Annotated in this window: 19 protein-coding genes; 9 read left to right on the forward strand and 10 right to left on the reverse strand. The window is 68.5% G+C overall.

Going from position 1 to position 26,328, the window contains the following annotated elements; genetic code table 11:
- The first annotated feature begins 195 nt into the window (after positions 1–195).
- The 6 genes from DESTE_RS05600 (at position 196) to DESTE_RS05620 (ending at position 9,480) form a co-directional block, all read left to right on the forward strand.
- Positions 196–843, forward strand: coding sequence for a tetratricopeptide repeat protein (locus DESTE_RS05600; protein ID WP_035065881.1), 648 nt, complete (start codon positions 196–198; stop codon positions 841–843).
- A 439-nt stretch (positions 844–1,282) separates the two neighbouring features.
- Positions 1,283–6,406, forward strand: a complete 5,124-nt coding sequence (locus DESTE_RS05605) for a response regulator (protein WP_245590743.1) — start codon at positions 1,283–1,285, stop codon at positions 6,404–6,406.
- 290 nt (positions 6,407–6,696) lie between these two features.
- The gene (locus DESTE_RS05610; RefSeq protein ID WP_035065887.1) at positions 6,697–7,278 is read left to right on the forward strand and encodes a TetR/AcrR family transcriptional regulator; all 582 of its coding nucleotides are present in this window, start codon (positions 6,697–6,699) and stop codon (positions 7,276–7,278) included.
- 168 nt (positions 7,279–7,446) lie between these two features.
- Positions 7,447–7,965 (forward strand): DUF1499 domain-containing protein, encoded by a 519-nt coding sequence (locus DESTE_RS05615; protein ID WP_035065890.1) that lies wholly within the window; start codon positions 7,447–7,449, stop codon positions 7,963–7,965.
- Positions 7,966–8,284: 319 nt separating this feature from the next.
- Positions 8,285–8,413, forward strand: a complete 129-nt coding sequence (locus tag DESTE_RS18530; RefSeq protein WP_281172045.1) for a hypothetical protein — start codon at positions 8,285–8,287, stop codon at positions 8,411–8,413.
- Between the two features lie 134 nt (positions 8,414–8,547).
- A complete protein-coding gene (locus tag DESTE_RS05620) occupies positions 8,548–9,480 on the forward strand; it encodes a magnesium transporter CorA family protein (protein WP_035065892.1) in 933 nt (310 codons plus the stop codon).
- Positions 9,481–9,659: 179 nt separating this feature from the next.
- Here the strand turns inward: DESTE_RS05620 and DESTE_RS05625 are convergent, their stop codons facing one another.
- Positions 9,660–10,037 (reverse strand): hypothetical protein, encoded by a 378-nt coding sequence (locus DESTE_RS05625; protein WP_035065895.1) that lies wholly within the window; start codon positions 10,035–10,037, stop codon positions 9,660–9,662.
- Positions 10,038–10,305: 268 nt separating this feature from the next.
- Here DESTE_RS05625 and DESTE_RS05630 point away from each other — a divergent pair, with 268 nt between their 5' ends.
- Entirely contained in the window at positions 10,306–12,198 is a 1,893-nt protein-coding gene (locus tag DESTE_RS05630; RefSeq protein WP_035065897.1) for a methyl-accepting chemotaxis protein, read from the forward strand.
- A 270-nt stretch (positions 12,199–12,468) separates the two neighbouring features.
- Here DESTE_RS05630 and DESTE_RS05635 read toward each other — a convergent pair whose 3' ends face one another.
- Together DESTE_RS05635 and ettA are read right to left on the reverse strand one after the other, a co-directional pair.
- The gene (locus DESTE_RS05635) at positions 12,469–13,479 is read right to left on the reverse strand and encodes a hypothetical protein (RefSeq protein WP_156925276.1); all 1,011 of its coding nucleotides are present in this window, start codon (positions 13,477–13,479) and stop codon (positions 12,469–12,471) included.
- Positions 13,480–13,662: 183 nt separating this feature from the next.
- Positions 13,663–15,345: an energy-dependent translational throttle protein EttA gene (gene ettA, locus DESTE_RS05640; RefSeq protein WP_035065902.1), complete on the reverse strand. Its 1,683-nt coding sequence runs from the start codon at positions 15,343–15,345 to the stop codon at positions 13,663–13,665.
- 491 nt (positions 15,346–15,836) lie between these two features.
- Between ettA and DESTE_RS05645 the strand changes: the two genes are divergently transcribed.
- Complete coding sequence (locus DESTE_RS05645) at positions 15,837–17,432, forward strand: DUF438 domain-containing protein (RefSeq protein ID WP_035065905.1); 1,596 nt, start codon at positions 15,837–15,839, stop codon at positions 17,430–17,432.
- A gap of 248 nt (positions 17,433–17,680) precedes the next feature.
- Entirely contained in the window at positions 17,681–19,702 is a 2,022-nt protein-coding gene (locus DESTE_RS05650) for a methyl-accepting chemotaxis protein (protein WP_035065907.1), read from the forward strand.
- Positions 19,703–19,861: 159 nt separating this feature from the next.
- Here DESTE_RS05650 and DESTE_RS05655 read toward each other — a convergent pair whose 3' ends face one another.
- The 7 genes from DESTE_RS05655 to DESTE_RS05690 all read right to left on the reverse strand — a co-directional run bounded on the left by DESTE_RS05655 (position 19,862) and on the right by DESTE_RS05690 (position 26,295).
- The gene (locus tag DESTE_RS05655; RefSeq protein ID WP_035065908.1) at positions 19,862–20,179 is read right to left on the reverse strand and encodes an XkdW family protein; all 318 of its coding nucleotides are present in this window, start codon (positions 20,177–20,179) and stop codon (positions 19,862–19,864) included.
- A gap of 2 nt (positions 20,180–20,181) precedes the next feature.
- The gene (locus tag DESTE_RS17140; RefSeq protein WP_051384334.1) at positions 20,182–21,741 is read right to left on the reverse strand and encodes a tail fiber protein; all 1,560 of its coding nucleotides are present in this window, start codon (positions 21,739–21,741) and stop codon (positions 20,182–20,184) included.
- A 94-nt stretch (positions 21,742–21,835) separates the two neighbouring features.
- Complete coding sequence (locus DESTE_RS05670; RefSeq protein WP_035065910.1) at positions 21,836–22,345, reverse strand: virion core protein, T7 gp14 family; 510 nt, start codon at positions 22,343–22,345, stop codon at positions 21,836–21,838.
- 1 nt (position 22,346) lies between these two features.
- On the reverse strand, positions 22,347–22,856 hold the full coding sequence (locus DESTE_RS05675; RefSeq protein ID WP_245590902.1) for a hypothetical protein: 510 nt from the start codon (positions 22,854–22,856) through the stop codon (positions 22,347–22,349).
- 143 nt (positions 22,857–22,999) lie between these two features.
- Positions 23,000–25,105 carry a phage tail protein gene (locus DESTE_RS05680; RefSeq protein WP_035065914.1) on the reverse strand — a complete coding sequence of 702 codons (2,106 nt, stop codon included), beginning with the start codon at positions 25,103–25,105 and terminating at the stop codon, positions 23,000–23,002.
- A 3-nt stretch (positions 25,106–25,108) separates the two neighbouring features.
- A complete protein-coding gene (locus DESTE_RS05685) occupies positions 25,109–25,702 on the reverse strand; it encodes a phage connector family protein (protein WP_051384336.1) in 594 nt (197 codons plus the stop codon).
- Positions 25,699–26,295, reverse strand: a complete 597-nt coding sequence (locus DESTE_RS05690; protein WP_035065916.1) for a hypothetical protein — start codon at positions 26,293–26,295, stop codon at positions 25,699–25,701. Before DESTE_RS05690 ends, DESTE_RS05685 begins: the two co-directional genes overlap by 4 nt.
- Positions 26,296–26,328 lie beyond the last annotated feature (33 nt).

Genomic DNA, 26,328 nt, shown 5'->3' on the forward strand with positions numbered 1-26,328 from the left:
AGCCCGAAACAAACATGCAACACACTTGTTTCGTTAACCTTAATCTTCAAGAAACGGCAGGGGGATTTCGCCTGTTTCGCCCGCCTCTTGCCGGATGCCGCGTGCGCAGGTAACACTGCCCACCTGACCGGACTGCATGACGCGCCTGCCGCTCCGTGCCCGGCACACACTTTCCTACATATGAATGGAGCATCCATGTCGCAGACACACCGAGCGCAGGGCCGCCAGCACCAGGACGGCGACTACGTCCGCAAGTCCACCATGTACATGGCCGTGGCCGTGGCGCTGATCGTCGGCGCGTTCCTTGGCGTACAGGTGGCGAGCATGTATTCGCCCGCGCCCGCGCAGGAAAAGCGCGCCGTGTCGGCCCCCAGCCAGCAGGCACAGGGCGGCGCGGCCAGCCAGATATCCCCGGAAATCATGGGTCGCATCCTGGAAATGGAGCAGGCCGTTCTTAAAGACCCCAATGACGTGGCCGCATGGACCAAACTGGGGCATCTGTACTTCGACACCGAACAGCCCAAGAAGGCCATCACCGCCTACGAAAAGTCGCTGGCGCTGAAGCCGGGCGACCCGGACGTGCTGACCGATCTTGGCGTGATGTACCGTGAAGACCACCAGCACGACCGCGCCCTGGCCACCTTCGAAAAGGCCATCGCCGCCAACCCCAAGCACCAGATCGCCCGCTTCAACAAGGGCATCGTGCTGTACTTCGATCTGGAGCGAAAGGACGACGCCATGAAGGCCTGGCGCGAACTGCTGGCCATCAACCCCGACGCCAAGGCCCCCAACGGCCAGCCGCTGAAGGAAATGATGCAGTCGTTGCAGCAGCAGAACAAGTAGGACGGGCAACCGCCCTCCCCCACACCGTGCGGATGCGCGCGGCGGCCACGTGTCGCCGCGCGCTTTTCGTTTGCGGATCGTTTCGATGCGACGGCAGTTGCCCGCCCTGCATGCCGCTGCCAACTCGGTATGGGACATGTTGCCCTGTCCCCTGTCACGGCACTGCGGGATGGCATTCCGGGACGGTTTTCCGCCTGCCACGCGTGCCCTCCGCTGGCGCAACGGCCTTGATTTCCACTCGCCCCCCATGCCGAAGTGCGCTATGTTCCGACGGGGCGCGGCCCATGCGCCGCGCCGCGCACGGTCAACACGCAACCCGCGCGCCCCGCGCGCCCACGGAACCATGCCGCACGCCCCGATCATCGCTTCGGCCCACCGCTCGCCCCGCGTCCCCTCGCTTTACCCATATTCATCCCACCGCTGCGCCGTTTTGCGGAAAATGGCAGCCTGGCTGCTGCTGGCCTGTTGCCTTGCGGCATGGCCGCCCGACAGCGCGCATGCCGCCACGGCGGCTTCCGCCGCCAGCACCGCACGCCCCGCGGCCACCCCGCCAGCCGCCGCGCCCGCGCTTTCCAACGCCACCCACGCGCTGGATACGTCTGCACTGCTGGCAACCCAGCCGCTGGCCCCGTTCATCGAATTTCTGGTGGACCCCACCGGCGCGCTGAGCGTGGACGAACTGCTCTCGCCCTCGCATCAGGCCGGGTTCACCCCGCTGGGCAACGGCCTGCCCCTGTTCCGCTCCGGCTCCACCTGGCTGCGCCTGACCCTGGCCCCCCGCCCCCAGGACAAACAGAACCCCCAGTTGCTGCTGGACCTTGGCCGCGACCTGCCCGGCAACGCCACGCTGTTTCTGGCCAGGCGCAACCAGCCCGGCGAGCCCAACGAATGGCAGGCGCAGGCTCCCGAGGGCGGCAACGTGTTCACCCTGCCCGACCCCGTGGGCAAGCCGCTGCCCGTCTACGTGAAACTGGACGGCGTGCCGGGACCGTGGTTCGCGCCCATGTTGCGCACCCCCCAGAACGCCGCATCGAACAGCGACGGACTGGCCCGACCGCTGGTGATCGGCGTGCTGGTGGCCGTGCTGGCCCTGTGCCTGCTGCGCGGCGTCTTCGAACGCGGGGAATGGCGACTGTGGACCAGCCTGTTCGTCGCCGCCGTGCTGGCCCAGGCCGTGGCGGGGCAGCCGCCCACGCCCGCCGGGTACGTATCGCTGCGCGGCCTGCCCGGGGTACTGGCCCCCGGCCTTGCCCTGATGCTGCTGCCCCATGTGGGACGCCATCTGCTGCGCACCCGCGAGCACGCGGCTAACGCCGACATGCAGTTGCGGATTGTTTCGTTGGCCGGGGCCGTGCTGGCCCTGCTGCCGCTGGTGCCGGGCATGGCCTGGTCTTCTCGTCTGCTGGCGCTGTGGCCGCTGCTGCTGGTGCTGCTGCTGCCCACCGCCGTGGCCTGCAAATTCCGCAAGCTGCCGGGGTCGCGACGTTTCCTGACCGGATGCCTGGCCGCACTGACCGGGGCCGGGGCTGGCATCGCGGGGCTGGCGTCGCCGGCGCCCGCCGCGTGGATTTCCACGGCCCCGTTGTGGGGGCTGGCCCTGCTGGCCCTGCTGGTGGCGGGCACCAGCGCGCCGCGCCCGGCCATGGCCGAGGGTACCCTGACCGGCGGGCGCGGCTATCGCGTGCGCAAGAGCCCGGCGGCGGAACGCCCCGACCTGGATGACCCGCTGGCCGACGAACCCACCCTGCGCATGATCTCGCCCGAAGAACTGCGCGGCGGAATGGCCCCATCCCCGCGCACGCCCGTCACCACGCCCCCGGAAGATGCGCTGTTCCCTGACGACGCCACCCGCGAAGGCGGCAACGCCATCATCGACGGCGACATGACCGACGAGCCGCTGGAACTTTCCCTTGGCGACGTGCTGCCCGAACTGGACGGCACGCCCGCGCCACGCGGCTCGCGCCGCCTTGCCCGCGCGGCAGCCATGGCCGACAGGGACGATTACGCCACCGGCTTCGGCCCGACCGTTGCCGAAGGCGAGGACATGTCCCGTACCGGCCACGGGTTGTCGCCCGATGCCATGCCCCCTGCCGCGCCCACTGCACTGGACCCGCTGGCCCTGGCCCGCATGGAAGAAGCCCTGCTGGCCCCCATCGACGCCATGCTGCAGGAACTGGACGGTCTGGAGAACTGCGCGCTGCCTCCCGCCGCCCGCAGTCACGCCGAGGCCGTAAGCGCCGCCGGACGCCAGTTGGCCTCCATCGCCGAGGATCTTGGCCGGGTGGCCGCGCCGCAGTGCACCGCCCCACGCCGGGCCGTGTTCGACCTGCAGCGCATGCTGCGCGACGCCCACGACGCCGTTGCCGACAGGGCGGAACGCAAGGGTCTGGCCATCTCGTGGTTCATGGCCCCCCATCTTTCGCAACTGTACGAAGGCGACGCGGGGCAACTGGGCGAACTGCTGCGCCTGCTGGCCGAAAGCTCGGTGCGCTCCACGGACAAGGGCTCGGTGCACATGTCCGTGCGCCGCGTGCCCGACAGCACCGACCCCGGCCACCTGCTGTTCACCGTCAGCGATTCCGGCGCGGGAGCGCCACCGCACAAGCGCAGCGTCAGCGCGCTGGCCCGGGCGTGGGAAATGGCCGACGCCGCCGGAGGCACCCTGACCGTGGAAAGCGGACGGGGCCAGGGCACCACCATTTCGTTCACCGCGCGACTGGTGGCCCTGTCGGGCGACGCCACCGCGCCGCGCCCCTTCGTGGGCGTGGACCTGACCGACGACCTGCGCGTGGCCCGGCCCACGCCTGACGCCATCACCGCGGCGGACCAGCTGCATCTGGGGCCGGTGGCCCCGCGCCGTCCGTTGCAGGTCATCGTGGCCGACGACGTGCCCAGCAACCGTCAGTTGCTGGCCTTTTTCCTGGAAGGGCTGCCCCATGCGCCGCTGGAAGCACGCGGCGCCACCGAGGCGGGCATCCTGTACCGGCGCGCGCCTTCGGGCCTGGTCATCATGGACGGCGACATGCCCGAGGACGACATCGTGGCGGCCCTGGCGTCCATCCGCGCCTTCGAGCAGGAGCACGGGCTGCCCCCGGTGGCGGTGCTGGCCCTTGTGGCGCACGAGGCGCAGGCCGAACGCATGCTGGCCGCCGGGTGCACCGAAACGCTGGAAAAGCCCCTGACCCGCAGCGGCCTGCGTGCCGCCGTGCAGCGGCTGGCTCCGCCACACGCCGAGCCGGAGCCGCAGCCCGCGTACGCGGAGCATGCCGGATACGGGGATGGCGTTGCCGAAATGCCGTACGGCGAGGGGGACGACGATGCCCACGCCGCGCCGCCGGAATTCGCGGAACTGCCGGACCTGTTCCTGTCCAATGCTGGAGACGACACCGATGCCGACCGTGATGGCCAGATTGGGCAGATCAGCCAAAACGGGCAAAACGGGCAAAACGGGCAGGTCGCGACGGACGAGCTTTCGCTGTCCGGCGATGCGGCCCAGGATTGGAATGCGACTCAGGAGTGGAATGCCGCCCCGGCATGGGATGCCCCCGCGACAACGCTGGACGCTGGCTATCCCTACGACGCGCTGCCAGAGTCACCGAATGGGGAATCCGTGCCTGCCCCTTCCGCGCTCAACGAAAGCGCTCCGTACGAAGAAGCCGCACCTGCCCAGTTCATGCCAGACGAGTCGGTGCCAGCCGAGCCAGCAACTGACGACCCCACGTCGTGGCACCCCTGGGACCGTCCCGCGACCGAATCACCGGTGGCTGGCGCACCGGAACCGGTACCGCACATGGTGGAAAGCAACAGCGGCAATCCCCCTGCCGCGCCCGATGAGACCAATCCGGACGAAGCCGAGGAACTGCCCGAACTGTTCGAGGCGGACATCTTTGCCGTGGGGCACGCCGACCCCGCTGCCGGGCCGCAGCCTTCGACATCCGGTGCTGCCCCGGCGTCCGGCGTACCGCTCGAGGGTGCATCGCTGCCTGAAGGCGGATCGCTACTGGACCTCATCGTCACCGACGCCGAGGATCCCGAACCTGCCGACGACGCCCCGGCGGCATCGAGCCAGCCCCAGGCCACTCCTGCCTCGGCAGGCCTGATCCCGACGCTGGGTGCGCAGGAATCCGCCGCCCCTATCGCGACTGCGACGATATCTGCCCCTGTCGCGGAGGCGACGATACCAGCCAAGGTTGTCACCCCGGCCTGGGGTGACGATTTCGAGGAATCCGTGGGCGAACCCATGCCCGTCACGGCCAGCCCGACCCGGTCGTCTGTTGCGGGCACTGCCGTCACGGCCGGGCAGGAGCACGCATCTCCCCTTTCCGATGACGCGGCCACCGTGGTGCGCAAGCCCCCCGCCGACGGCGGGGAATGGGTGGGCGAACCCATGCCCATGGAGCCGCACCGGTCCACCGCCCATGCCGGGCCCAGCGCCTCGTCGTCCTACGGGGCTGCGGCGCGCCTGGAACGCTGGGAACGCGCCCAGCGGGCGCAACAGCAGGGGCAGCGCGCCGTGCCGCATCCGTCGCCGGAACAAAGGGGGCAGCAGACTGCGGAACAGGCCCCGGCCCTGCCCCAACCGTCCGATAGCCGCCCCATCCGCGACCTGTCGGCAGAGGTACGCCCCGGCTACCGCCCCAAACAGCCACCACAGCCTGCCGGGCAGGCACAGCCCGGCCAAGTGACGCCCGAACAGGTAACCGCCGGGCAAGTGCGGCCCGGACAGATGCAGACCACCCCCGTCACCCCCATCCTGCCAGCCCCGCCCGCTGCCCCGAACGGCATGACGGCTCCGGCATGGCCCACCGGGCAGCAGACCGGCCAGCCCCTGCCGCCGCAGATGCAGTACACCAGGCCCCAGCCGGACCAGCAGACGGCCCCGACGCCTTACGCGCAGGCCAACCATCCACCCGTGCAGACTTCACCCAGACAAACCCCGCACGCTGCGGCGCACGCGCACGTGGCCACGCCGCCGCAGGCCGCCCCCGCCAAGAGCTTTGCCGAACGCATCGCGGAACGTATTGCCGCACACCTCGGCCGGGGCGCGGACCGTGCCCGGAATCCCGAAGGCGATACGGCGCGGCGGGCCCCGTCCCAATCCCTCCCTGCACAGCCCGCAAGGGGCGGCGCACCCGCCACCGAGCGTGACGAACGCGCGGCCCGGCCCGGCACGGCCCCGTCGCGCCCCGCTGCACCCGCTCCTTCCATCCCGCCCATCGCTACAGGCGGCCAGCGGGCAGAGCCGCACGGGCAGATGGGCGACGACATCGAACCGTTCATCCCCGGCCTGCTGGAAACCCTGGATGCCGCCCTGGACGACGCCCGGCGCGGTCGGGCCGACGGCAGCACCTTTGCCGTGCAGGAAGCGGCGGCGCGCATCGCGGGCAAGGCCGAAAGCTTCGGCCTGCGCGTGCTGGAACGCATCGCCCGCTGCGTGGAACGGGCCGCCACCGCAGACGACATGGAAGCGGTGCGCGACCTGCTGCCCGAACTGGAGGCCGCCGTGGAACGCAACCGCATCGCCCTGGCCCCGCGCGCCGGGCAGGCCACCCGCCGAGGCTGAACCGCCTGACCGGGGCAACACGCACAGGTTCCCGGCCCCTATCCCCCAACCATTGCGGGCCAAGCCACTGCGGGCCGGGGCGCGGCGCATGCCCTGCGCGCCCTGTTTTTCAGGAATTGCGCAGCCCTCCGTCGGTGGAGCACACCGGCTGCGGGCACCCGTTTCACCCGGGTTGCGTGTGCGCCCAACACCAGCGTTGACACCGCTCATGAGTGGGGTTAGCCTTCTCTCGTTTGAGCGTTCACTCCTCGCTTCTGCCGTATCGCGGCAGACACTGAAAGGATTCCGACATGAAGCGCGACACCATCCTGCTTACCGCCGCCAAGCTGTTTGCCGAGCGCGGGTTCAACAACACCCCCACCAGCCTCCTTGCCAAGGAAGCAGGCGTGGCGGAAGGCACCATCTTCCGCCACTTCAAGACCAAGGACGACATCTTCCTCACCCTGATCCGCAACGTGAAGGATCAACTCATCAGCGACATCGAGAAGTATCTCGAAGTGCGCGCCCCCGAGACCAGCGTGGAGAAGGTGGTCTCCATCATCAAGTCGTTCTACGTGTTCGTGAAGAAGAACCGCATGGAGTTCTGCCTGATCTTCCGCGACGCGCCCACCCGCTACGGCGAACGGAACGACGACGTGTTCCTGGCCATCAAGGAAATCTACAGCTACCTCAACGATTACCTGCTGGTCGCCCTGCGCGACGGCCAGAAGGACGGCTCGGTGCGTACCGACATCAGCGTCGAGGACACCGCATGCATGATCGTGGGCATCATGGTGGGCATCGTGCGCACCATCCACTTCCAGTTCGTGGAACCCACCGACGACCTGCTGCGCAACGTCATCGACAACGTCAGCCGCTTCCTGAAGCCGTAGCGGCGACACCCGCGCCGTTTTCCACGGGGCCGTTCCGCGCATACGGGGCGGCCCCTTGTCATTTGTCATGTGGCGACGCCCCGTTCTCGGGGGGCGTCCATGCCCTTCGCGCCACACCCCACCGGGGGCGCCCCGCCAGTCTCCATGCCCGAGCCCACGGAGATGCCCATGTCCGCATCCCTTTTTCCCCCCATCATTGCCATGCCCGCACTGTTGCTGCTGGCATTTCTGACGGCGTGCGCATTCCCCGCCCGGCCCGCGCATGGCGCGCAGCCGGACATGCCTGACCAGCCTGTCAGCGCCAATCAGCCTGCCGGACCCGTGCGCCTGCCCGCCTGCCCGGACCGCCCCAACTGCGTCATCACCCGGGCCGAAGGCGCCGTGCGCGACGGGCAGTACATCGATCCCTTGCCCTTCACCGGCGATGCGGCAACGGCCATGCGCCGTCTGGCCGTGGCACTGGGCGCCCTGCCCGGCTGCACCGTGACGGACATGGACGGCCTGACCGTTCGCGCCCAGTGCCGCAGCAAGGTCTTCGGCTTCATCGACGATGTGGTGTGCACGGCAGACCCGGCGGCATCCGTCGTACACCTGCGCGCCGCCGCCCGTTCCGGCTGGTGGGATTTCGGCGTCAACCGCGACCGGGCGGAGCAGTTGCGGCGCAAGTTTCTGGGATTGTCGCGCTAGCCCGCCAGACCACCCCAGTTCACAAGTCCCCGGGCCCCCAGCCCGCCGTCCGGCGCATTTCCAGTTGCCAAGCTGGCCCGGCGGGCGTAAAGCAGACCCCGCAACGTGCCGCAGCCGATACGTGGCACACCGGGCGGCTGCCACATGGCCCGCCCGCACCCCCAACAGGAGCACAGACGTGGATTCCGGCGACAGTAGTAGATGCCCCATCGCATCGCACCGTTTCGCAACGACGCACCAGCGCCGCTGCCGCCGTCACGTCCGGGCCTGATCCCTTCCCGGTCCGCCCGGCGGCGTTGCGCGCCCCCGGAGGTGGACCATGTTCCGCAGACCGCTTTCCCTGCTTTCCGCATCATCCCTGCTTTCCGACCGCTCCATCCGGCGCGCCCGCTGCCGGATGCATCGTCGCGTGCTCTCCGTGGCCCGTTCCGCGGACCCGTACTCGTGACGCTCCGTTGCTTCCGCCGCCGCACCCTGCCCTGATCACCGCATCGGGCCTGCTGCGTGCGCGGCTGTTTCCGGCACGCGCGGCATGCGCCGCGCGCCAGACCGCACCCCGGAACGGACGCAAGGAGCCTTGCCGTGTTCACCATTCACAAGACCATCGACGGCGTGCTGACGCCCGTTGACCACATGGAACCCGACTGCTGGGTGAACCTTTCCAACCCGTCAGATGAAGAGCTGCGCCGTGCCTCGGTTCTGCTGGGCATTCCGCTGGACTACCTGACCGACCCCCTGGATGCCGACGAACGCGCCCGGCTGGAACACGAGGACGGCATATTGCTGCTGGTCATCCGCGTACCCATGGAAAACGAGGCCGACGCGCGCGTGCCCTACCTGACGCTGCCCATCGGCATCGTGATCACCCGCTCCGCCGTGGTCACGGTGTGCCGGTCGCCGCGCGACATCGTCAGCGAACTGCTGAACGGGCGCGCCCGCACCATGGATACGGCCCGCCGCCTGTGTCTGGCCATCCACCTGCTGCAACGCACCGCCATCACCTACCTGAACGACCTGAAGGACATCAACCGGCGCACCGCGTTCATCGAACAGCGGCTGCAACAGTCCATGCGCAATCAGGAACTCATAGAGCTGCTGAACATAGAAAAAAGCCTCGTATACTTCACTACGTCGCTCAAGGCCAATGACATCATCATGGAAAAGCTGCTGCGCACCCGCACCCTGCGCATCAGCGAAGAGGAAAGCGACCTGCTGGAAGACGCCATTACCGAGAACCGCCAGGCCATCGGCATGACCAACATCTACAGCGACATCCTTTCCGGCACCATGGACGCGTTTGCCTCCATCATTTCCAACAACATGAATACGGTGATGAAGTTCCTGACCGGGTTCACCATCATCCTGATGATCCCCAACATCATCACCGGCATCTACGGCATGAACATAGACACCCCCTTGCACGATTCACCCTATGCTTTTGGTATCGTCTCCGGGGTGACCGTGGGACTGTGCCTGGCGGCCTGGCTGGTGTTCATCAAGAAACGCTGGCTGTAGCCGCGTCACGCGCGCTGTAATGGAACGCCCCGCATGGCCTGACTGTGCGGGGCGTCCTGCGTTCAGTGGGGGACCATGCAGCGAAGGCGCGAAACCGACGGCGCTGCACGGGAAAAGTTGAAGACCGGCCAAACGGTTTGCGGGGGCCGTGGCCCCGACAGGCAGTTACGGAAGCAATGCTAGCGCTTGCCGTCCTTGTGCCGGGTCTTGGCCTCGGTGCGTTCGGGGTTGCCCGCCAGATGCCGGTGGCGCTTCATGGCCATCCGGGCGAAGTCACCCGCGATGCGGGGCAGGTCGGAATCGCGCCAGACGTCCGCGAATCCCGGCAGCGCGCGCACCGGTGGCGCCAGTACGAAATCTTCGGTCGCGTCCGGTGTCAGGGTCACGTCGTCATGGCGCACCGCCCCCGCCGCGCCCAGGGCGTCGGACAACAGCGTGGCCGTGGTTTCGGCGAAGAACCTGCGCACCTCCTCGGGCGATTCGGCGCGGTCCAGCCGTTCCCGAAAGCCGGGCAACTGCGCCTGCTCCAGCCGGGTGAACGAAACCTGTCGGGTCATGGGCACCTCCTTGCCGGGGCCGCCGTGACGAAGAAAGACGGCGGACGCGCGGCCCCCGAAGGGTCCGCCGTCTTGCCCCCAGCCTAGCAGAAATGCCCCCCTGCGCAAGCACGCCACGGGCGCCGCGCCTGCAACGCGGGCCGCGCCCCACACCCGTGCCGCCCCCCCGGCGCATTGTTATAATTCAGCCCCCATCGGCGGGCGGATACGCTTGTCCGGCTTGCGCCCCACTCTGCCCCGCGCACGCCACACCACAGCGGAGTATCCCATGTCCCATCCCGCCCCCGCCCCAGTCACGCCGCCCTCCATGTCCGCACCTGCCGCCCCCCGCTTCGAAGCGGGTGTCGCGTTGCGCATCATCGCCCTGGCCACGTTCATCGCCCTGTTGTTCATGATCGCCATCCTGGGCGGATTCCTGCCACAGGTTCGCGCAGACGCACTCCGGGCCAGGCAGGAAGAACTGCACCACCTGGTGCAGACGGCCATGAAGCTGGTGGAGGGGCTGGACGCAAAGGCCAGCCGGGGCGAACTGCCCCCTGACGAAGCCAGGCGGCGCGCCGCCGATACCCTTCGCCAGATGCGCTACGGCAATGGCGATTACTTCTGGATCAACGACGACCGCACTCCCTACCCCACCATGGTCATGCACCCCACCGCCCCCGCGCTGGAGGGCCAGACGCTGGACAAGCCCGCCTACAACCGGGCCACCCACTGGCGGGCCGCCCCCGGAGCCCCGGCAACAGACTATCCCGGCGGCAACCGCAACCTGTTCCTGGCCTTCGTGGACGTGGCGCACCAGCGCGGCGAAGGGCTGGTGGCCTACGTGTGGCCCAAGCCGAAACAGGGCGGCGGCGTGACCGAGCAGACCTACCCCAAGGAATCGTACATCGCCTACTACAAGCCGTGGGGATGGATCATCGGCACCGGAGTATACGTGGATGATCTGGAGGCGGAAGCGGACGGCCTGCGCAACATGGTGCTGGCGGTTACCGCCGCCATTCTCGCCGTGGGTTGCGTGCTGACGCTGCTGGTCACAAGGTCCGTGCGCACACCGCTGCACGCACTGGTGGCCTATGCCCGCGCCGTTGCGGCGGGAGATCTGGATGCCCAGCCACGCGGCACATTCCGCGCCGAGTTGCGCGGGCTGAAGCAATCCATCGCCAGCATGGTGGAATCGCTACGCATGCGCATCGAAGAGGCCCGTTCGCGCACCGACGAGGCTGCCGAGCATGCCAGGCGCGCGCAAGCCGCCACCGCCGAGGCCGAAGCGGCCCGGGTGCGGGCGGAGCAGGCCCGGCGCGACGGCATGCAGGAGGCAGCAGGCATGCTGGAAGGCATCGCCGCCGCCATCGTCGACGTGGCGGACACCGTGGGGCGCCAGGTCAGCCTTGCGGGCGGCGGAGCGGACGCCCAGAAGACGCGCGTTGCCGAAAGCTCGCACGCCATGGAACGCATGGACGCCGCCGTGGCGGGCATGGCTGGCGGGGCGGCGGACGCCGCCAACACAGCCGACGACGCCCAGGCCAAGGCGCGCGAGGGGGCCGAGGGCGTACAGCGGGTCAAGGAGGCCGTGGTCCGCGTGGAAAAAGGCGCGGCCAGCCTGCACGCGAGCATGGCCGACCTTTCGCGCAAGGCCGAAAGCATTGGCGGCATCATGGCCGTGATCAGCGACATTGCCGACCAGACCAACCTTCTGGCGCTGAACGCGGCCATCGAGGCGGCCCGCGCCGGGGATGCCGGGCGTGGCTTTGCCGTGGTGGCCGACGAGGTGCGCAAACTGGCGGAAAAGACCATGAACGCCACGCGCGAGGTGGGCGAAGCCATTCGGGCCATCCAGGAAGGCACGACGGCCAGCGCGCGCCAGGTGGACACCGCCGTGGAGGCGGTGACCCAGGCCAATGCCCAGGCGGATACCGCCGGAAGCTCATTGGACGAAATCGTGCGGCTGGCTTCCGGCGTGTCCGCCCAGGTGCGCGCCGTGGCCACGTCGGGCCAGGAACAGGCGGCGGTCAGCGCGGACATCGTGCGTTCGCTGGGCGACGTCACCACCATCAGCGAAGACACCGCCCAGGCCATGCGCGACGCGGAACGTTCGCTGGACGACCTGAACACCGAGGCGCAACGCCTTGGCGACCTCGTCGCGCGGTTCAAGGAAGGGTAGCATCGGCGCAGGCCAGGCGGCCCTGGCCTGCAACATGCCCACGCCCCCGGAGGGTCCGTCGCCGTGCCCCGACGCAGCAGAAACGCCCCCAGGGGAGGGACGTGCACGCCGAACCGGAAAGGCCGCCCGGTGCGCCAGTACGCCAGTACGCCGGTACGCCAGTGCGCCGGTGCGCCAGTACGCCGGTACGCCAGTGCGCCAGTACGCCGGTGCGCCAGTACGCCAGTACGCCAGTACGCCAGTACGGAGGTCGCGGCAGGCGCGGCAGCTTCAGCGTGTGCAGCGGTCGATCATGTCCCAGAACTGGCGGGCGATGGCGTCCGGGCTGAAGACGGAACGCAGGGAAAGGATGCGTTCGAGTCCACAGGTCCACTCCTCCTTGCCGAAGGTGTCGCGCGCCTTGCGCATGTAGCGCAGCACCACGTCTTCGGAAATATCCTCGTGGATCAGGTAGGGGTAGTCCTCTCCCAGAAAATGCAGCGCGTCGCCGTCGTCCTTGTGGACCAGCATGTTCACGCCGCAGGTGGCTGCGATGATGCCCTTCATGAACGGCTTGAACACGCGTTCACCCATCTGCGGGCGCACCGCGTAGTGGAAGTTGGCGTCGTTGAGGCGCCTGTACCAGTCGTGGTTGGGCACGTCGCGGGTATCGGTATACACGATGCCCAGCGTGTCCCTGATGGCGTCGAACAGCAGCAGGTTCTTGGGAGCGCCGAAGTAGTACGGCGCGAACCTGTCCGTGGGAGGCGACACCTGCCCGATGCGCGGGTCGGTGCAGTGGGCCACGAAATAAACCGGAACCTGCGGGCATTCCTGCGCATAGTATTCGTAAGCCTTCTGCGAACAGCAGATGATGCCGTCGTAGAATTCGGTGCGGCCCGGCTTGGGCCCGCCGTCGATGATGTCCACCAGCAGGATGTTGCCGTTGCGCTTGAACTGCCGCAGCAACCGCTTGCGGTTGATGATGTTCTTGTGCGCGATGACGATGGAATTCCTGATGGTCTTGAGGTTGGTGCACCCGATGTCGTGCCCCTCGCCGCCGCGCCTGGACACCAGATCGGCATGCATGAAGGTGCGCATCAGCACGCTGGGCGAGCACTGGTCCACATGGCGCATCACGGCGGCGTCGGCCATGTCGAAACCATCGTACACGTCATGGTACAGCCGCGCGAAACCGCGCCACAGCAACGACCGCTGGCGATGGATGTCACCCCGGATGTTGACGGTCACGCGGTTGCAGTGCGTCTTGACCTCTTTTTCGAACACGAAGACGATATTCATGCTTTTCACCATGTTGACGCATAACATCCGGGTCCGGCGTGCCGCACCGCCCGGAACGTTCCGGACGGCCCCCGCCGTTTCATCCGCATGCAGCCGCCATTCCGGGCCGCCGTGGCGTCCGTAATGGCGGCTGCCACCAGACTTCTTCAAACCGCACGGGGCAGGTGAACCCAGTTTCGTCCTCTAGCGGGTCAGCTTGCGGAACTTGATCCGGTGCGGCGTGTCGGCGTCCTTGCCCAGACGCTTCTTGCGGTCTTCTTCGTATTCCGAATAGTTGCCGTCAAAGAACACCACGCTGGAATCCCCTTCGAAGGCCAGGATGTGCGTGGCGATGCGGTCCAGGAACCAGCGGTCGTGGCTGATAACCAGCACGCAGCCCGCGAAGTTCTCTATGCCGTCTTCCAGCGCCCGCATGGTGTTCACGTCGAGGTCGTTGGTGGGTTCGTCAAGCAGGATGACGTTGGCGTTGGACTTCAGCATGCGGGCCAGGTGCACCCGGTTGCGTTCGCCGCCGGACAGCACGTCCACCTTCTTCTGCTGGTCCTGGCCCATCAGGTTGAAGCGCGAGCAGTAGGCGCGGGCGTTCACCTCGCGGGTGCCCAGCTTGACCGTCTCGTAGCCTTCGCTGATCACCTCGTACACGGTCTTGCCGGCTTCCAGCGAATCGCGGTTCTGGTCCACGAAGGCCACCTGCACGGTATCGCCCACCTTCAGTTCGCCCGCGTCGGGCGTTTCAACGCCCGCCAGCATCTTGAACAGGGTGGTCTTGCCCGCGCCGTTGGGGCCGATGATGCCCACGATGGCCCCGGCGGGGATGAGGAAGTCCACGCCTTCCATCAGCAGCCGGTCGCCCAGCGACTTGGCGAGCCCGGTGGCCTCGAAGACCACCTTGCCCAGCCGCGGTCCCGGCGGAATGTAGATTTCCAGGTCCGGGGCGCGCTTTTCGCTTTCGTGGCTCAGCATGGCCTCGTAGGCGTTGATGCGCGCCTTGCCCTTGGCGTGGCGGCCCTTGGGCGACATGCGAATCCACTCCAGTTCGCGCTGGAGGGTCTTCTGGCGCTCCACCTCGGACTTTTCTTCCTGTTGCAGGCGCTTTTCCTTCTGCTCCAGCCACGAGGAATAGTTGCCCTTCCACGGAATGCCGCGCCCGCGATCCAGTTCAAGAATCCAGCCCGCCACGTTGTCGAGGAAGTAACGGTCGTGGGTGACGGCGATGACCGTGCCGGGGAAGGTCTGGAGGAAGCGTTCCAGCCAGGCCACGGATTCGGCGTCCAGGTGGTTGGTGGGTTCGTCCAGCAGCAGGATGTCGGGGCTTTGCAGCAGCAGGCGGCACAGGGCCACACGGCGGCGTTCACCGCCCGAGATGACCGACACGGAGGTGTCGCCGGGGGGGCAGCGCAGGGCGTCCATGGCCATTTCAAGGCGGGCGTCCAGGTCCCAGGCGCCCTTGGCGTCCATCTGTTCCTGCACCTTGCCCTGGCGCTCGATGAGCGCGTCCATCTCGTCCGGCTCCATGGGCTCGGCGAACCTGGCGTTAATCTCTTCGAATTCCTTCACGAGATCCACGATCTCCTGCACGCCTTCTTCCACCACTTCGCGCACGGTGCGGGTTTCGTCCACCAGCGGCTCCTGCTCCAGGTAGCCGATGGTGAAGCCCGGCGCGAGCACGGTCTTGCCATCGAAGTTGGGGTCCACCCCGGCCAGGATCTTCAGCAGCGACGACTTGCCCGAGCCGTTCAGGCCCAGCACGCCGATCTTGGCGCCGTAGAAGTAGGAGAGGGAAATGTCCTTCAGCACCTCGCGCTGGCCGTGGCGCTTGGTGACGCGGATCATCGAATAGATGATCTTGTCCGGTTCGTTGCTCATTGGTCCACCTTTCGGGGTTGTTGTCTGGTCGGGATTGCGGGCCGGTATCCGCCCGCCGTATGCTGGCCGGGGCGCGCCGGGCACGGGGTGCGCCCATTTCAAGGGCACATGCGGTGCGGACGCCGCACGGGCGGCAAGGCGGAAACGGCCCTGCTCGCAGTGTTCGCGGTGTCGCCGTGTTCGGGGGTATGCCGACGAAGCGCGGCCCTTGTGCTTTTGCAGACCACAGGGATTTTGTCCAGTGCGCGGGCGCGCGCGGGGCGGGTCTGCCCCCCTGCCGTTCCGGAAACATTCATGGTACGCTGTCCGGCGTGACGCCCGTCACGGCGCAGGGCCGCACCCGGTTTTACCTTGGCGATACGGCTGGCCCTGACGGCACGCCCCTGAGAGCGCGACCGGCCCTGACGGCACGCCTGGCCCAACGTTTCCGGCCAGACGCCAGATGCCGCGCCGGGTACACGACACTCACACGAAACCCCACGGGAGGCCCCATGCATCTCGCCCCGTCCACATCCATACATGATCTTGTCGCCGAGCACCCCTACATCATCGACGTGCTGGCTGACTTTGCCCCCGCCTTCGCCAAGCTGAAAAACCCGCTGCTGCGCAACACGCTGGGCCGGGTGGCCACCTTGCAGCAGGCGGCGGACATTGCCGGGCTGGAGGTCAACGGCCTGATGTTGCACATCGCGCGCGGGGTGCTGGACCATTCCAGCGAGGCGGTGACCATCATCCCCAAGGGCGCGCCCGGCACGACCGCAAAGCCCGGTCCCAAACCCGCTGCCGAAACCGGGGCATCGCCCTGCGCCACCACCTGCGGCACGCCCTGCGATGCCGGACAGGCGCCCGCGTCCGGCTCGCCCCTTTCCGACGCCGCGCGCATGGACACCCTGAAGGACCTCATCCGCGAACTGCACGCCGGGGCGGACCCGGCGGCGCTGAAGGCCCGCTTTGCCGCCGCCGTGGGCGACATTTCCGGCGGGGACATTGCCCGGCTGGAACAGGCCATGGTGGCCGAGGGCCTGCCGGAGGCCGAGATAAAGCGTCTGTGTTCGCTGCACGTGGACCTGTTCAAGGGGGCGCTGGACGAGGCCCCGGCGGTTTCCGCGCCCGCCGGGCACCCGGTGCGCACCTACATGGACGAGAACGCCAAGGCCATGGAACTGGCCGACGAGATCATCTCGCAGGTGGACCGCATGCACCGCACCCCCGGCGACCGCACCTCGCCCATCGACGAGATGGCTTGGTCGTTCAGCAGCCGCTACGTAAAGGAACTGCTGGAAGACCTGGCCCGCATGGAGGTGCACTACACCCGCAAGGAAAACCAGCTGTTCCCCCTGCTGGAAGAAAACGGCATAGAAGCCCCGCCCAAGGTCATGTGGGAAGTGCACGACGACATCCGCGGGCTGTTCAAGGCCGCCCGCACGGCCATGGAAAACCTGGCCGCCACGGCAGCCGCGCTGGCCGCGCGCGATGCGGCGGAAGCCGTGAAGGATATGGCGTACAAGGAAGAAAAGGTGCTCTTTCCCATGGCCCTTGATTCGCTGACGGAAGCCCAATGGGCGCGGGTGCGCCACGGCGAGGACGAAATAGGCTACGCGTGGGTGACGCCCGGCGACGAATGGACCCCCCAGGCGGCCAGTCACGCGGATGCCACCGCCAGCCCGGCCCGCGGCACGCAACTGGTGCAACTGGATACCGGCGCGCTGGCCCCCAACGTGCTCAACCAGATGCTGCGCAGCCTGCCCGTGGACCTCAGCTTTGTGGATGCCGAGGACAGGGTGGCCTACTATTCCGACGTGCCGCACCGCATCTTTCCGCGTAGCGCGGCGGTTATCGGGCGCAACGTGCGCAACTGCCACCCGCCGAAATCCGTGCACATGGTCGAGGACATCCTGGCCAAGTTCAAGGCGGGCGAACGGGACACGGCGGAATTCTGGATCGAGCTTGGCGGACGCTTCCTGCATATCCGCTACTTTGCGGTGCGCGACACCGATGGAACCTACCTTGGTTGCCTGGAAGTGTCGCAGGACGTCACGGACATCCGCGCCCTGACCGGCCAGCGCCGCCTGCTGGAATGGAGCTGACGACAGTCAGTCTCAGAGGGTGGTGCCCACCCCCTGAAATCAGACGGGAACAACCGTAGTCACCAAAGGGTCCGGCGGGAAACCGCCGGGCCCTTTTCGCGCCCCGCCGTGAAGAATCCTTGCGCATCGGCTAAAGTTGTGTCCTAGTCGACCGAAAAAGTCCTGTACGACCGTATGGTGCCCGCTTCCTGCCCTTGCCCGCAACGCACCGCCACAAACCTTTCTTCATCCCTGGGGGGGACCGTCTGATGACCATACGCCAGAAACTTATCTATGGCCTCGGCACACTTACCCTGCTCAATCTGATCATGGGCGTGGCCATGGTGCTGGCTCTCGGCAACATCAATGATCTGGTGGACGAACTGATCTCCAAGCACGTGGAACTGGAAGAGACCGTGTACGCCATGCGTCACGATGTAAGCCAGCTGCGCCGCTACGAAAAGGACACCCTGCTCAACATCGCCAACGCCGAACGGCTGCGCGGCTACCTGCCCCGGCACGAAAAGGCCGCCACCGACCTTGCCGCGCACACCGATGCCGCCGAGCGCAAGCTGCGCACCATGCCGGAGCTGACCGACCTGCTGCGGCAGGTGTCCGCCATTCGCGCGCTGACCGGCCCGTATCTTTCCTCCTTCTCCACCCTGACGCGCGAAGCCCCCGCCGCCGGACTTTCGGCCGAGCAGGCCAACATCCGCTTCGATGCCGGACGCGAACAGGCCCACAAGCTGGAACAATCCATCGACGAACTGACCAGGGCCACCATCGAGGCCACCCGCGAACATGCGGATGAAACCAACGCCACAGGCAACATGCTGCGCACCGGCGCCGCCGTGGCCTTTGCCGTGGCCGTGCTGCTGGGCGGCCTGCTGGCCGTGGGGCTGTACCGCACCATCCAGGCCCCGCTGGCGGCCCTGACCGACTTTGGCAGGCGCATCGCCGACGGCGACTTCGAGTACAAAAGCTCGTTCCGCTTCACGGCGGAAATGGGTCAGCTGCACGAAACCATCACCCACATGGTGGACGCCATCCGCGAACGGGTGGCCTACAACCGGGCCATCATCAACCGCGTGCCCGACCCCATCATCGTCACCGGCCCGCGCCGCAACATCCGCGCCCTGAACAGCGCGGCCTGCACCCTGCTGGGCCACGCCGAGGACGACCTGATCGGCAAGCCGCTGGGCAATTACCAGGGAGCAGACGTGTACGGCACGGAGCCTCCCATCGACCGTCTGGCCCGCACCGGCGAATCCGAAGCGCAACTGGACTTCACCCGGCAACTGGGCGGCGAGACGCGCTACTTCCATTCCCGCGCGGCCACGGTGCGCAAGCCCGATGGCACGCTGGTGGGCTACATGGAAATCCGCCAGGACATCACCGCCGTGAAACGCGGCGAAGCCGAGGCGCTGGAACGCAGCGAACGCATTGCCGGGGTGGCCCGTGACGCCGACGCCATAGCCACCACCGTGGCCGAAGCGGCCAGCCAGCTTTCCGACCGGGTGGGCGAGGCCGCGCGCGGGGCCGACAGGCAGTTGCAGCGCAGTTCCGAATCGGCCACGGCCATGGACGAAATGGCCGCCACGGTGCGCGAGGTGGCCCGCAACGCCTCGGACACCAACCGCACCACGGCGGAAATGTCCGAACAGGCCCGGCAAGGCGCGGACATTGTGGAAAAGGTGGCCGCCGCCATCGAAGGGCTGGGCAGCCATTCGCGCGAACTGCGCAGCGAAATGGAAAAGCTGGGCACCCAGGCCAGCGACATCGGCAACGTGCTGGGGGTCATCAGCGACATTGCCGACCAGACCAACCTGCTGGCGCTGAACGCGGCCATCGAGGCGGCCCGCGCCGGGGACGCCGGGCGCGGCTTTGCCGTGGTGGCCGACGAGGTGCGCAAGCTGGCTGAAAAGACCATGAATGCCACCCGCGAGGTGGAGGCTGCCATCGGGGGCATCCAGCAGTCGGCCCGGCGCAGCGCCGAAGCCACCGACGTTGCCGTGCGCGGCGTGACCGACAGCCAGGCCCTGGCCAACGAGGCGGGCGGCATGTTGCAGGAAATAGTGCAGGCGGTGCAGCAGGCATCCGACCAGGTGAACTCCATCGCCACCGCCGCCGAACAACAGGCCGCCACCGGCGACGAGCTGAATCGCATCATCGCCGAGGTGAACGAAATCTCCGGCTCCACGGCCACGCGCATGTCCGAGGCGGAAGCCGCCATCGCCGAACTTTCGGCACAGGCTGCCGCCCTGCGGCGGCTGATGGATTCCATGAAGTGATGAGAACGGTGTAATCAACGGGTGGAGGGGTGCGAAGGGCTGCCCGGCCCCGAAGACATCCGGTCAGTTCCGACGTCACAGCCCGGAAAGCGACGACACCCACCAGTCGAACACAAGGCCCCCGCATATGCCGGGGGCCTTGTCTCACGTTCCCCCCTGCTACAACCCCAGCACGTCCAGCATTGCCAGCCGCAAATCCTCCACGCTTTCGGCGCGGATGATGGCATCGGCCTGGGCATAGGTGATGGTGTTCAGGTCCAGCGGCTCCGGTTCGGGTGGCCGGGGCGCCGCCTCCTCTGCGGCCAGCGTCGCGTATTCCGCGTCCAGCGCCTCTTGCGTGGGCTGCGCCTCCCCCAGGCTCCAGGCCGCAATGGCCACGTCCCAATCCGTTTCCGGACCACACGCCAGTTCCCACGCGCCCGCCGGGGCTTCGGGGTACAGGCGGCACAAGGCCTCGTGCATGCGTTCGTTGTGCATTGTTACCTCATGCGCTTCAGGGTCAAGGTGGTCGTTCCGCTGGAACCACTCTGTGTCGTGGCTGTGGACTGCGTCACGATGCGCACGATGTCGCCCGCAACAAGCGTGCGCACCACACGAGTGTGCAAAGAGGTCCAGTATGTCGTGGGTCCGTATGCTATCGACGCGGAAAGGACATTGCCGTTCACCGAAATCCACGCCCACGCCGAACTGTTCGTCCCACTGAGAAGGGTCAGTTTGGCTTCAAGCTCATATGTCCCTGCCTCGGGAACGACGATGGACAGCGAACCGTCACCCGCATCGGACCATGCTTCCCCCCCGAACAGCACGCGACCGCCAAGAGCGGCAACGACGGTGTTCACGTTGGCCGCAAATGTCTGCCCGCTGCTGGTCGCACCCACGGTGCAGAACTTGCCCACGTTGGGGCTGACAACCGCAGCCAGGGCATCAAGCCGGGCAAGCGCGTCCGTCAGGTCCACCGGGACGGCGCTCATGGGGGCATGGTAGGCCTTGATGCACGGCACCACGGCCACGTTGCGGGGACGCGTTTCGATGCCCCCCTCCGTGCTCATGGTGGTGGTCATTGCCCCAAGGTCGGATGATATACCAGCAAGATAGTCCGGCGCACGATTGGACCCCCCAGCGCCAGAATGCCACGTCTTGGTATGGGCATGCGCCTTGAACATGTCTTCCTGCGCGCTGCCCACCACGCGCCCGGCGTCCACGCCGCGCCCAAGGTCGGCCCCGCGCCGGAACTCGCCGCGCAGGTCGGGAAGGGTTGCGGAAAGGGCCACGGCGCCCCCGGTCAGGTAGGTGACCAGGTCCGGATACGCCTCGCGCGTCACCACCTGCCCGGCGCAGACCAGGAAGCCCGCTGGCACCGTATTCACCGGGAAGTCCAGGATAGCCCCGATGGGCACGAACGCGGCGGAGGCCAGCACGTCATCCCTCGCATCCGCCAAGGCCTGGGCAACCTCTCCGTGCAGTTGCTGCACGCCGGTCAGGGCGGCGTCTGCGCTGGTGGCGGCGGATTCCGCCCGTGCCGCGCTGGCCGTGGCGGAAACCGCGTGGTCCTGTGCATCCTGCGCCACCAGTTCCGCGCGGCCCACGTTGGCGGTGATGCCCTCCAGCAGGGCGTCGGGCCGCGTGGACTGATCGGTCAGCGGCACCTTGACGCAGCGGCCCACTTCCTCGCGCAGTTGCTGGGCCATCAGGGTCAGTCGGTCAAAGCCGCGCTCCAGCATTTCCGCGTCCAGCACGCCGGTGTTGCGCAGGTCCATTTCCTGCGTGAAGGGCTGGTCCAGCCACAGGGTCAGGTGTTCGCCCGCGCCCACCATGCCGGGCGCGCCCGGTGCACCCGGCATGGTAATCACGCTGCCCCCGCCGCCCGGCAGCGCGGCGGCCACGTAGTCGGCGCCGTAGGCCAGCACCCTGTCGCCTCCCGTCCCGCTCACCACGGCCCGCACGTCCTCGGGCCGCAGGAACGGGAAGGCCACCGGCCACTCCGTCTGCGTGCCGTTGCCGGTGTACAGTTCGACGGTGTTCGTCGATACGATGGTCATTGTCCGCTCCTTTGCATTCTTGTCGGCATTGGCCCGGGGACCGTTTCCGAAGCCGGAAGCAGTTCCCGGCGGCTGGCTCCGGATCAGAATGGCCCTACATCAGAAGGGTACCCGCGCCCTGCACGGTGTTGCCGATGATCATGCCGCTGCGCCAGCCCTGGCGCACCCGCGACCACGGGTCGTTGGCCATGCCCATCAGCAGCGAGGCACTGCTGTCCGCGCCCGCGGCCTGGTATTCCAGGGCGCGCTGCCGGCGCTCCGACTGACGCCGCACATCCAGCACGTCGGCCTCTGCGGCCAGCGACTGGTCCTGCAACACGTCCAGCGCGCTGCCCGACCCGGCGTCCATGCCCGACGCCGCCAGCAGCGAACGCACCCCCGCCTGCTGCGAACGCGCCTGACGCTTCAAGGCCCGCTCGGTACGCTCGGCATCGCGCTGGGTCTCCTCGATCTGGTAGTTGGCCTGCAAGGCCGCATTGCGCTGGGTGACCGCCTGGTATTCCTGCTGCGCCCTGGCGGCGCTGGCGGTCCGGTTCGAATCCATCAGGGTGTAGCCGCCCTGCAGGACGGCCGCTGCCAACAAGGCCTGAGGCAATCCGCACATGTCATCCTCCCGTGTTGGTCGGTTGTTCCGGCGCGAAGCTGTCCGCAGGCACAGCGCCGGAGGTGAAGGGATGGAACGGCGCGCCGCCATGCCCCAGCGGCATGGGGTGCGCGGCCACGGCAAACCCGCACCGGGCCAGCCAGTGGGCCGTTGCCGGTTGCCGTGCCAGGGCCGGTGCGTGGATCATGTTCACCAGCCGGGGCCACGCGGCGCGCATGCGCGCGGCGAACAGCGGCCCCAGCCGGGCCAGCGCCCGGCCTTCCGCATCCAGCCCCGGCGTGCCGAACAGCCACGGCGCCGCCGTGTCCGGCATGCCGGGGAAGGGCCGCGCGCCGAACAGGGCCACGCACCGCCCGCCGCGCAATACCGCCCAGCGCAGGGGCGACAGGGCGAAGGCCCGCGCCGCCTCGGCCACGGCGCCGCGCGGGCCAAGGGCATCCAGTTCCGCCCGGTCACGCGGGCGCAGGTCGGGCAGCACCTGGCGCAGGTGGTGGCGGCGCGCCGGGACCACATGCAATCTGGTACGGCCATCCGCACCGCGCCGGGCAAAACCCGTGCGCAAGCAAGGCGCAGAGGTCTGGCAGGCTGGCGATGCCAAAAACGCAGGGGGCGGAACCGTCGGAACATCCGACGCTGCCTGAAGATGACGCGCGCTCATGCCTCGCCCACCTCCACCTCGCTGATCACCGCCAGCACCGTCAGCGGCAGCGGGTCGTCCTGCCGCACGTGCAGGCCGCCCTGCGTGCCCAGGCGCGCGTCCAGGGTCACCTCGCGGTCGCCGTCGAACAGCGGCAGGGCCTGCCCCGGCGGGTCCTGCGCGGTGCGGAACAGCACCTCGCGCAGGTGTTCCGCGTCCGGCCCGGCCTTGAACCCCGACGAGCGGTACAGCCGCACCCGCGCCCGGCCCACCCGGCGCACCCGGCCCTGGGTGGGGCCGTCGCCCGCCACGAATTCCTGCGTCACCGGCGCAAGGTCGCTGGCATAGCCCAGCCCGGCGTGGATCACCGAGGCCGGGCGGTCCAGTTCGATGCGCCCGCCCGCCACGGTGCGCGGCGGATGCACCCATCCGTCGGCCAGGATGGACACCTCGCACCCTTCCAGGTGTTCCAGCCCGCCCAGCGCGGCCACGGGCGCCCCCTGATACGACAGGCCGGAATCCACGAAGAACGCCGGGGCCGGGGTGTCCGACTCGAAGGCCGGGTCCAGCCGCTCGATGTACCGCCGCTGCGCACCGTCCGCATCGCGGCGCACCACCAGCCACAGTTCGTCACCTCCGGCGGGGTCGGACGGCGAACCGGGCACCACGCACAGCGCCTCCACCGCGCCGCCGGTCTCGTGGCGGTGCCAGCCCGCCACCTGATGCTCGGCGATGAGGGTAAGCCCGGCCATGGAGCCGTCGTCCATGGCGCACCACACCACCGAATGGGGCGACTGCTGATAGGCCCAGTCCACGATGGTGCGGCCACGCAGCATGTGCTCGGCCAGAATGGTCTGGTCCGCGCCGGAATAGCCGTCCACGTCCAGGCTGTAGCGAAAGTCGCGCACCGCCCGGCCCCCACGCTGCACGGCCAGCACCCCGTCGCCCACGGCCAGGGGCGGCAGTTCCGCCGAACCGCGCGCCGACTGGAATTCCAGCAGGCACGACAGGGGCGAGAACGGTTCGCTGCCCTGCCCGGAAAGGGTCCATTCGCCCCCGCCGGTGCCCACCAGCAGCTTGCGGGCGGGCATCATCCAGCGCACGGCGCTGACCGTTTCCGAGGCGATGGTGACGGTAACCGCGTCGTCGGTCTGGAGCGGGCGCGAGACGTCCATGTTCTCGTAGCAGCCGGTGCGGCTGGCCCAGATGGTCTGCGGGTGGCTGCGCGACCCGGCGAAGCACAGCCGCTGCTGCCAGAATTGCACCGACGAAGGATAGTCGTCCGCCCCTTCGAAGGGATTGCGGTGCTCGGGCGGGCCTTCGGCAAAGTCCGGCGTGCGGCCCGTATCGGCATAGGTTTCGCCTGTGGCGGCGGTGCCCAGCAGGCCGTAGACGGACGCCCCGCCGCCCGCCTTGTACACCCGGTATTCGCTGGCCCCCTCCACGGCGTCCCAGACCAGGTTCACGGCGCTCCCTTCCGCGGGCGTGCCCGCCGTCACGGCCAGTTCCGCCGTGGGCAGGCTTTCCTCGCCCGTGTCCACGGACACGGCGGTGATCACGTAGCGGTGCAGGCGCGAGTTCTCCGGCGTGCCGCCCGACGCATCACCTGGCGGCGCGCTCGTGGCGTGCAGCCCCGTGGGCGTGGCCACGCGCGGGCCGAAGTCCACCTCCACCAGCCGCCAGTCGGCATGGCCGTGGCGTTCCAGTTTGCGCGGGGCGGCATGGGGGGTGACCAGATAGAGCACGTCGGCAGACTGGCACCAGCGCAGCGTGAGCAGGTGTTCCGCCGCGTAAGGGGTGTGCACCTCCAGCGGCGCGCCCTCGTCCCCCAGCACCAGCCCGCCGCGCCACCACACCCGCAGCCGTTCCGGCGCGAATTCCAGCACGTAGGCCTGTTCCTCGTTGAACACGAAGGGCACCAGCCGGGGCGGCACGGTTTCATCGGCGCACGGCCCCATGAAGCGCAGTCCGGGCCGCCGGAAGGCCGGACCGTGCGGATGCAGCAGCATGTTGCGCAGTACGCGGCAGCCGCTGGCGTACCGGGCCTGGTCGCCCCGCGCGGCCATGAGGGGCGACAGTTCGCCCGCGTTGAAGCTGTTCTGGATCAGGGTGGTGCGCGCCATGGGTTACCTCGCCAGAAGCCAGGGGTTGATCTCCACGGGGTCGGACGCGCCCTCGGCGGCGTCGGCCACGCGGGCGGCCTCCAGGGCATCCCCGAACCGCTGGAGCATGGCCTGCTCGGTGCGCGAACTGTTCATGAGCGGCACGGCCAGCGCGGCGGCCAGACGGCGGGCCAGCGCCTCGACGAACAGCGCCGGGAAGCGGGCCGGGTCGGTGACGCGCACGGTCAGCACCGCTTCTGCCGGGGCCGCGTCGGTGTACAGGGTGCGGGCCTCCACCACCTCGAAGGGCGGCTCGCCGCGCAGGCGGCGCACCCGCAGGCAGTCGCCGGGCAAACGGTAGGCGCAGGCAAAGCCGAAGGGCGGCACCGCCGCCAGCGGGGCCAGCGAGGTGTAGCGGGTGGCGAAGTTCCAGTGGTGGTGTTCCAGCAGTTCGTCGCGGGCTTCCGCGTAGTAGCGGGCGCACAGGTCCGCCTCGCGCGAGGGCTGGTCCAGGGCCACGATTTCCGGCGCGCCCAGGTAGCGCAGGGCCTTGTTGCAGATGGACACCTCGCTGGTCTGGACCGTGCTGCCGGAAGTGAAACCGGGGACGGCGCTCATGACCGCCCCCTGCCGCGCGGGCGGCCACCGGTTCCCTTGGCGCCCCCGGCGCTTCCGGTAACGCCGATATCCGCCGCCGCCACGCGCTGCCGTTCGCGCAGATGGCGGGCCGTGTCCCGACGCATGGCGGCGCTGGGCGGCAGGTCGGACTCCGTTGCCGGGACGGCATCGGCGGCAGAGACAGTCGGATCGGGCGTGTCGCCATCGCCCGCCGTACCCGTTGCGCCAGCGACACCGGGCGTACCCGTCGCGCCCATCACGGGAGCCCCGCCCCCCTGCCCCTCCGCGGCGCGCAGCATGCGCCTCAGGGTGGCCTCGTCGGTGGACGGGTCGAAGGCCACCCCCAGCAGGGCCAGCCGGGCGCGCAGGGTCGCCAGGCGGAAGCGTCGCACGTCCTCGCGGGTGGGCGGCCCGGTTGATTCGGACGTTTCCGCCATGTCGGCAGAAGCGGACGAGACGGGCGAAGTGCGCAGGAGGGGCGAAGCAGGGGCCGCCGCCGCACCGGGGGCGCACGCCGCCGGTTCCTCGTGTACCGCCGGGGCCTGGCCCGGTACTCCATCCTTGGTCATGTCATCGGTCACGTCATTGATCATGTGGGGCACCTCCGTGCCGTGTTCCCCGCCCGC

It is taken from the genome of Nitratidesulfovibrio termitidis HI1, assembly GCF_000504305.1.
Lineage (GTDB): Bacteria > Desulfobacterota > Desulfovibrionia > Desulfovibrionales > Desulfovibrionaceae > Cupidesulfovibrio > Cupidesulfovibrio termitidis.

What these genes read in the sequence shown, in the direction of transcription:
- DESTE_RS05600 (WP_035065881.1), top strand. Translation starts at nt 196, where the DNA reads ATGTCGCAGACACACCGAGCGCAGGGCCGCCAGCACCAGGACGGCGAC.
- DESTE_RS05605 (WP_245590743.1), top strand. Translation starts at nt 1,283, where the DNA reads ATGGCAGCCTGGCTGCTGCTGGCCTGTTGCCTTGCGGCATGGCCGCCC.
- DESTE_RS05610 (WP_035065887.1), top strand. Translation starts at nt 6,697, where the DNA reads ATGAAGCGCGACACCATCCTGCTTACCGCCGCCAAGCTGTTTGCCGAG.
- DESTE_RS05615 (WP_035065890.1), top strand. Translation starts at nt 7,447, where the DNA reads ATGTCCGCATCCCTTTTTCCCCCCATCATTGCCATGCCCGCACTGTTG.
- DESTE_RS18530 (WP_281172045.1), top strand. Translation starts at nt 8,285, where the DNA reads ATGTTCCGCAGACCGCTTTCCCTGCTTTCCGCATCATCCCTGCTTTCC.
- DESTE_RS05625 (WP_035065895.1), bottom strand. Translation starts at nt 10,037, where the DNA reads ATGACCCGACAGGTTTCGTTCACCCGGCTGGAGCAGGCGCAGTTGCCC.
- DESTE_RS05630 (WP_035065897.1), top strand. Translation starts at nt 10,306, where the DNA reads ATGTCCCATCCCGCCCCCGCCCCAGTCACGCCGCCCTCCATGTCCGCA.
- DESTE_RS05635 (WP_156925276.1), bottom strand. Translation starts at nt 13,479, where the DNA reads ATGAATATCGTCTTCGTGTTCGAAAAAGAGGTCAAGACGCACTGCAAC.
- ettA (WP_035065902.1), bottom strand. Translation starts at nt 15,345, where the DNA reads ATGAGCAACGAACCGGACAAGATCATCTATTCGATGATCCGCGTCACC.
- DESTE_RS05645 (WP_035065905.1), top strand. Translation starts at nt 15,837, where the DNA reads ATGCATCTCGCCCCGTCCACATCCATACATGATCTTGTCGCCGAGCAC.
- DESTE_RS05650 (WP_035065907.1), top strand. Translation starts at nt 17,681, where the DNA reads ATGACCATACGCCAGAAACTTATCTATGGCCTCGGCACACTTACCCTG.
- DESTE_RS05655 (WP_035065908.1), bottom strand. Translation starts at nt 20,179, where the DNA reads ATGCACAACGAACGCATGCACGAGGCCTTGTGCCGCCTGTACCCCGAA.
- DESTE_RS17140 (WP_051384334.1), bottom strand. Translation starts at nt 21,741, where the DNA reads ATGACCATCGTATCGACGAACACCGTCGAACTGTACACCGGCAACGGC.
- DESTE_RS05670 (WP_035065910.1), bottom strand. Translation starts at nt 22,345, where the DNA reads ATGTGCGGATTGCCTCAGGCCTTGTTGGCAGCGGCCGTCCTGCAGGGC.
- DESTE_RS05680 (WP_035065914.1), bottom strand. Translation starts at nt 25,105, where the DNA reads ATGGCGCGCACCACCCTGATCCAGAACAGCTTCAACGCGGGCGAACTG.
- DESTE_RS05685 (WP_051384336.1), bottom strand. Translation starts at nt 25,702, where the DNA reads ATGAGCGCCGTCCCCGGTTTCACTTCCGGCAGCACGGTCCAGACCAGC.
- DESTE_RS05690 (WP_035065916.1), bottom strand. Translation starts at nt 26,295, where the DNA reads ATGATCAATGACGTGACCGATGACATGACCAAGGATGGAGTACCGGGC.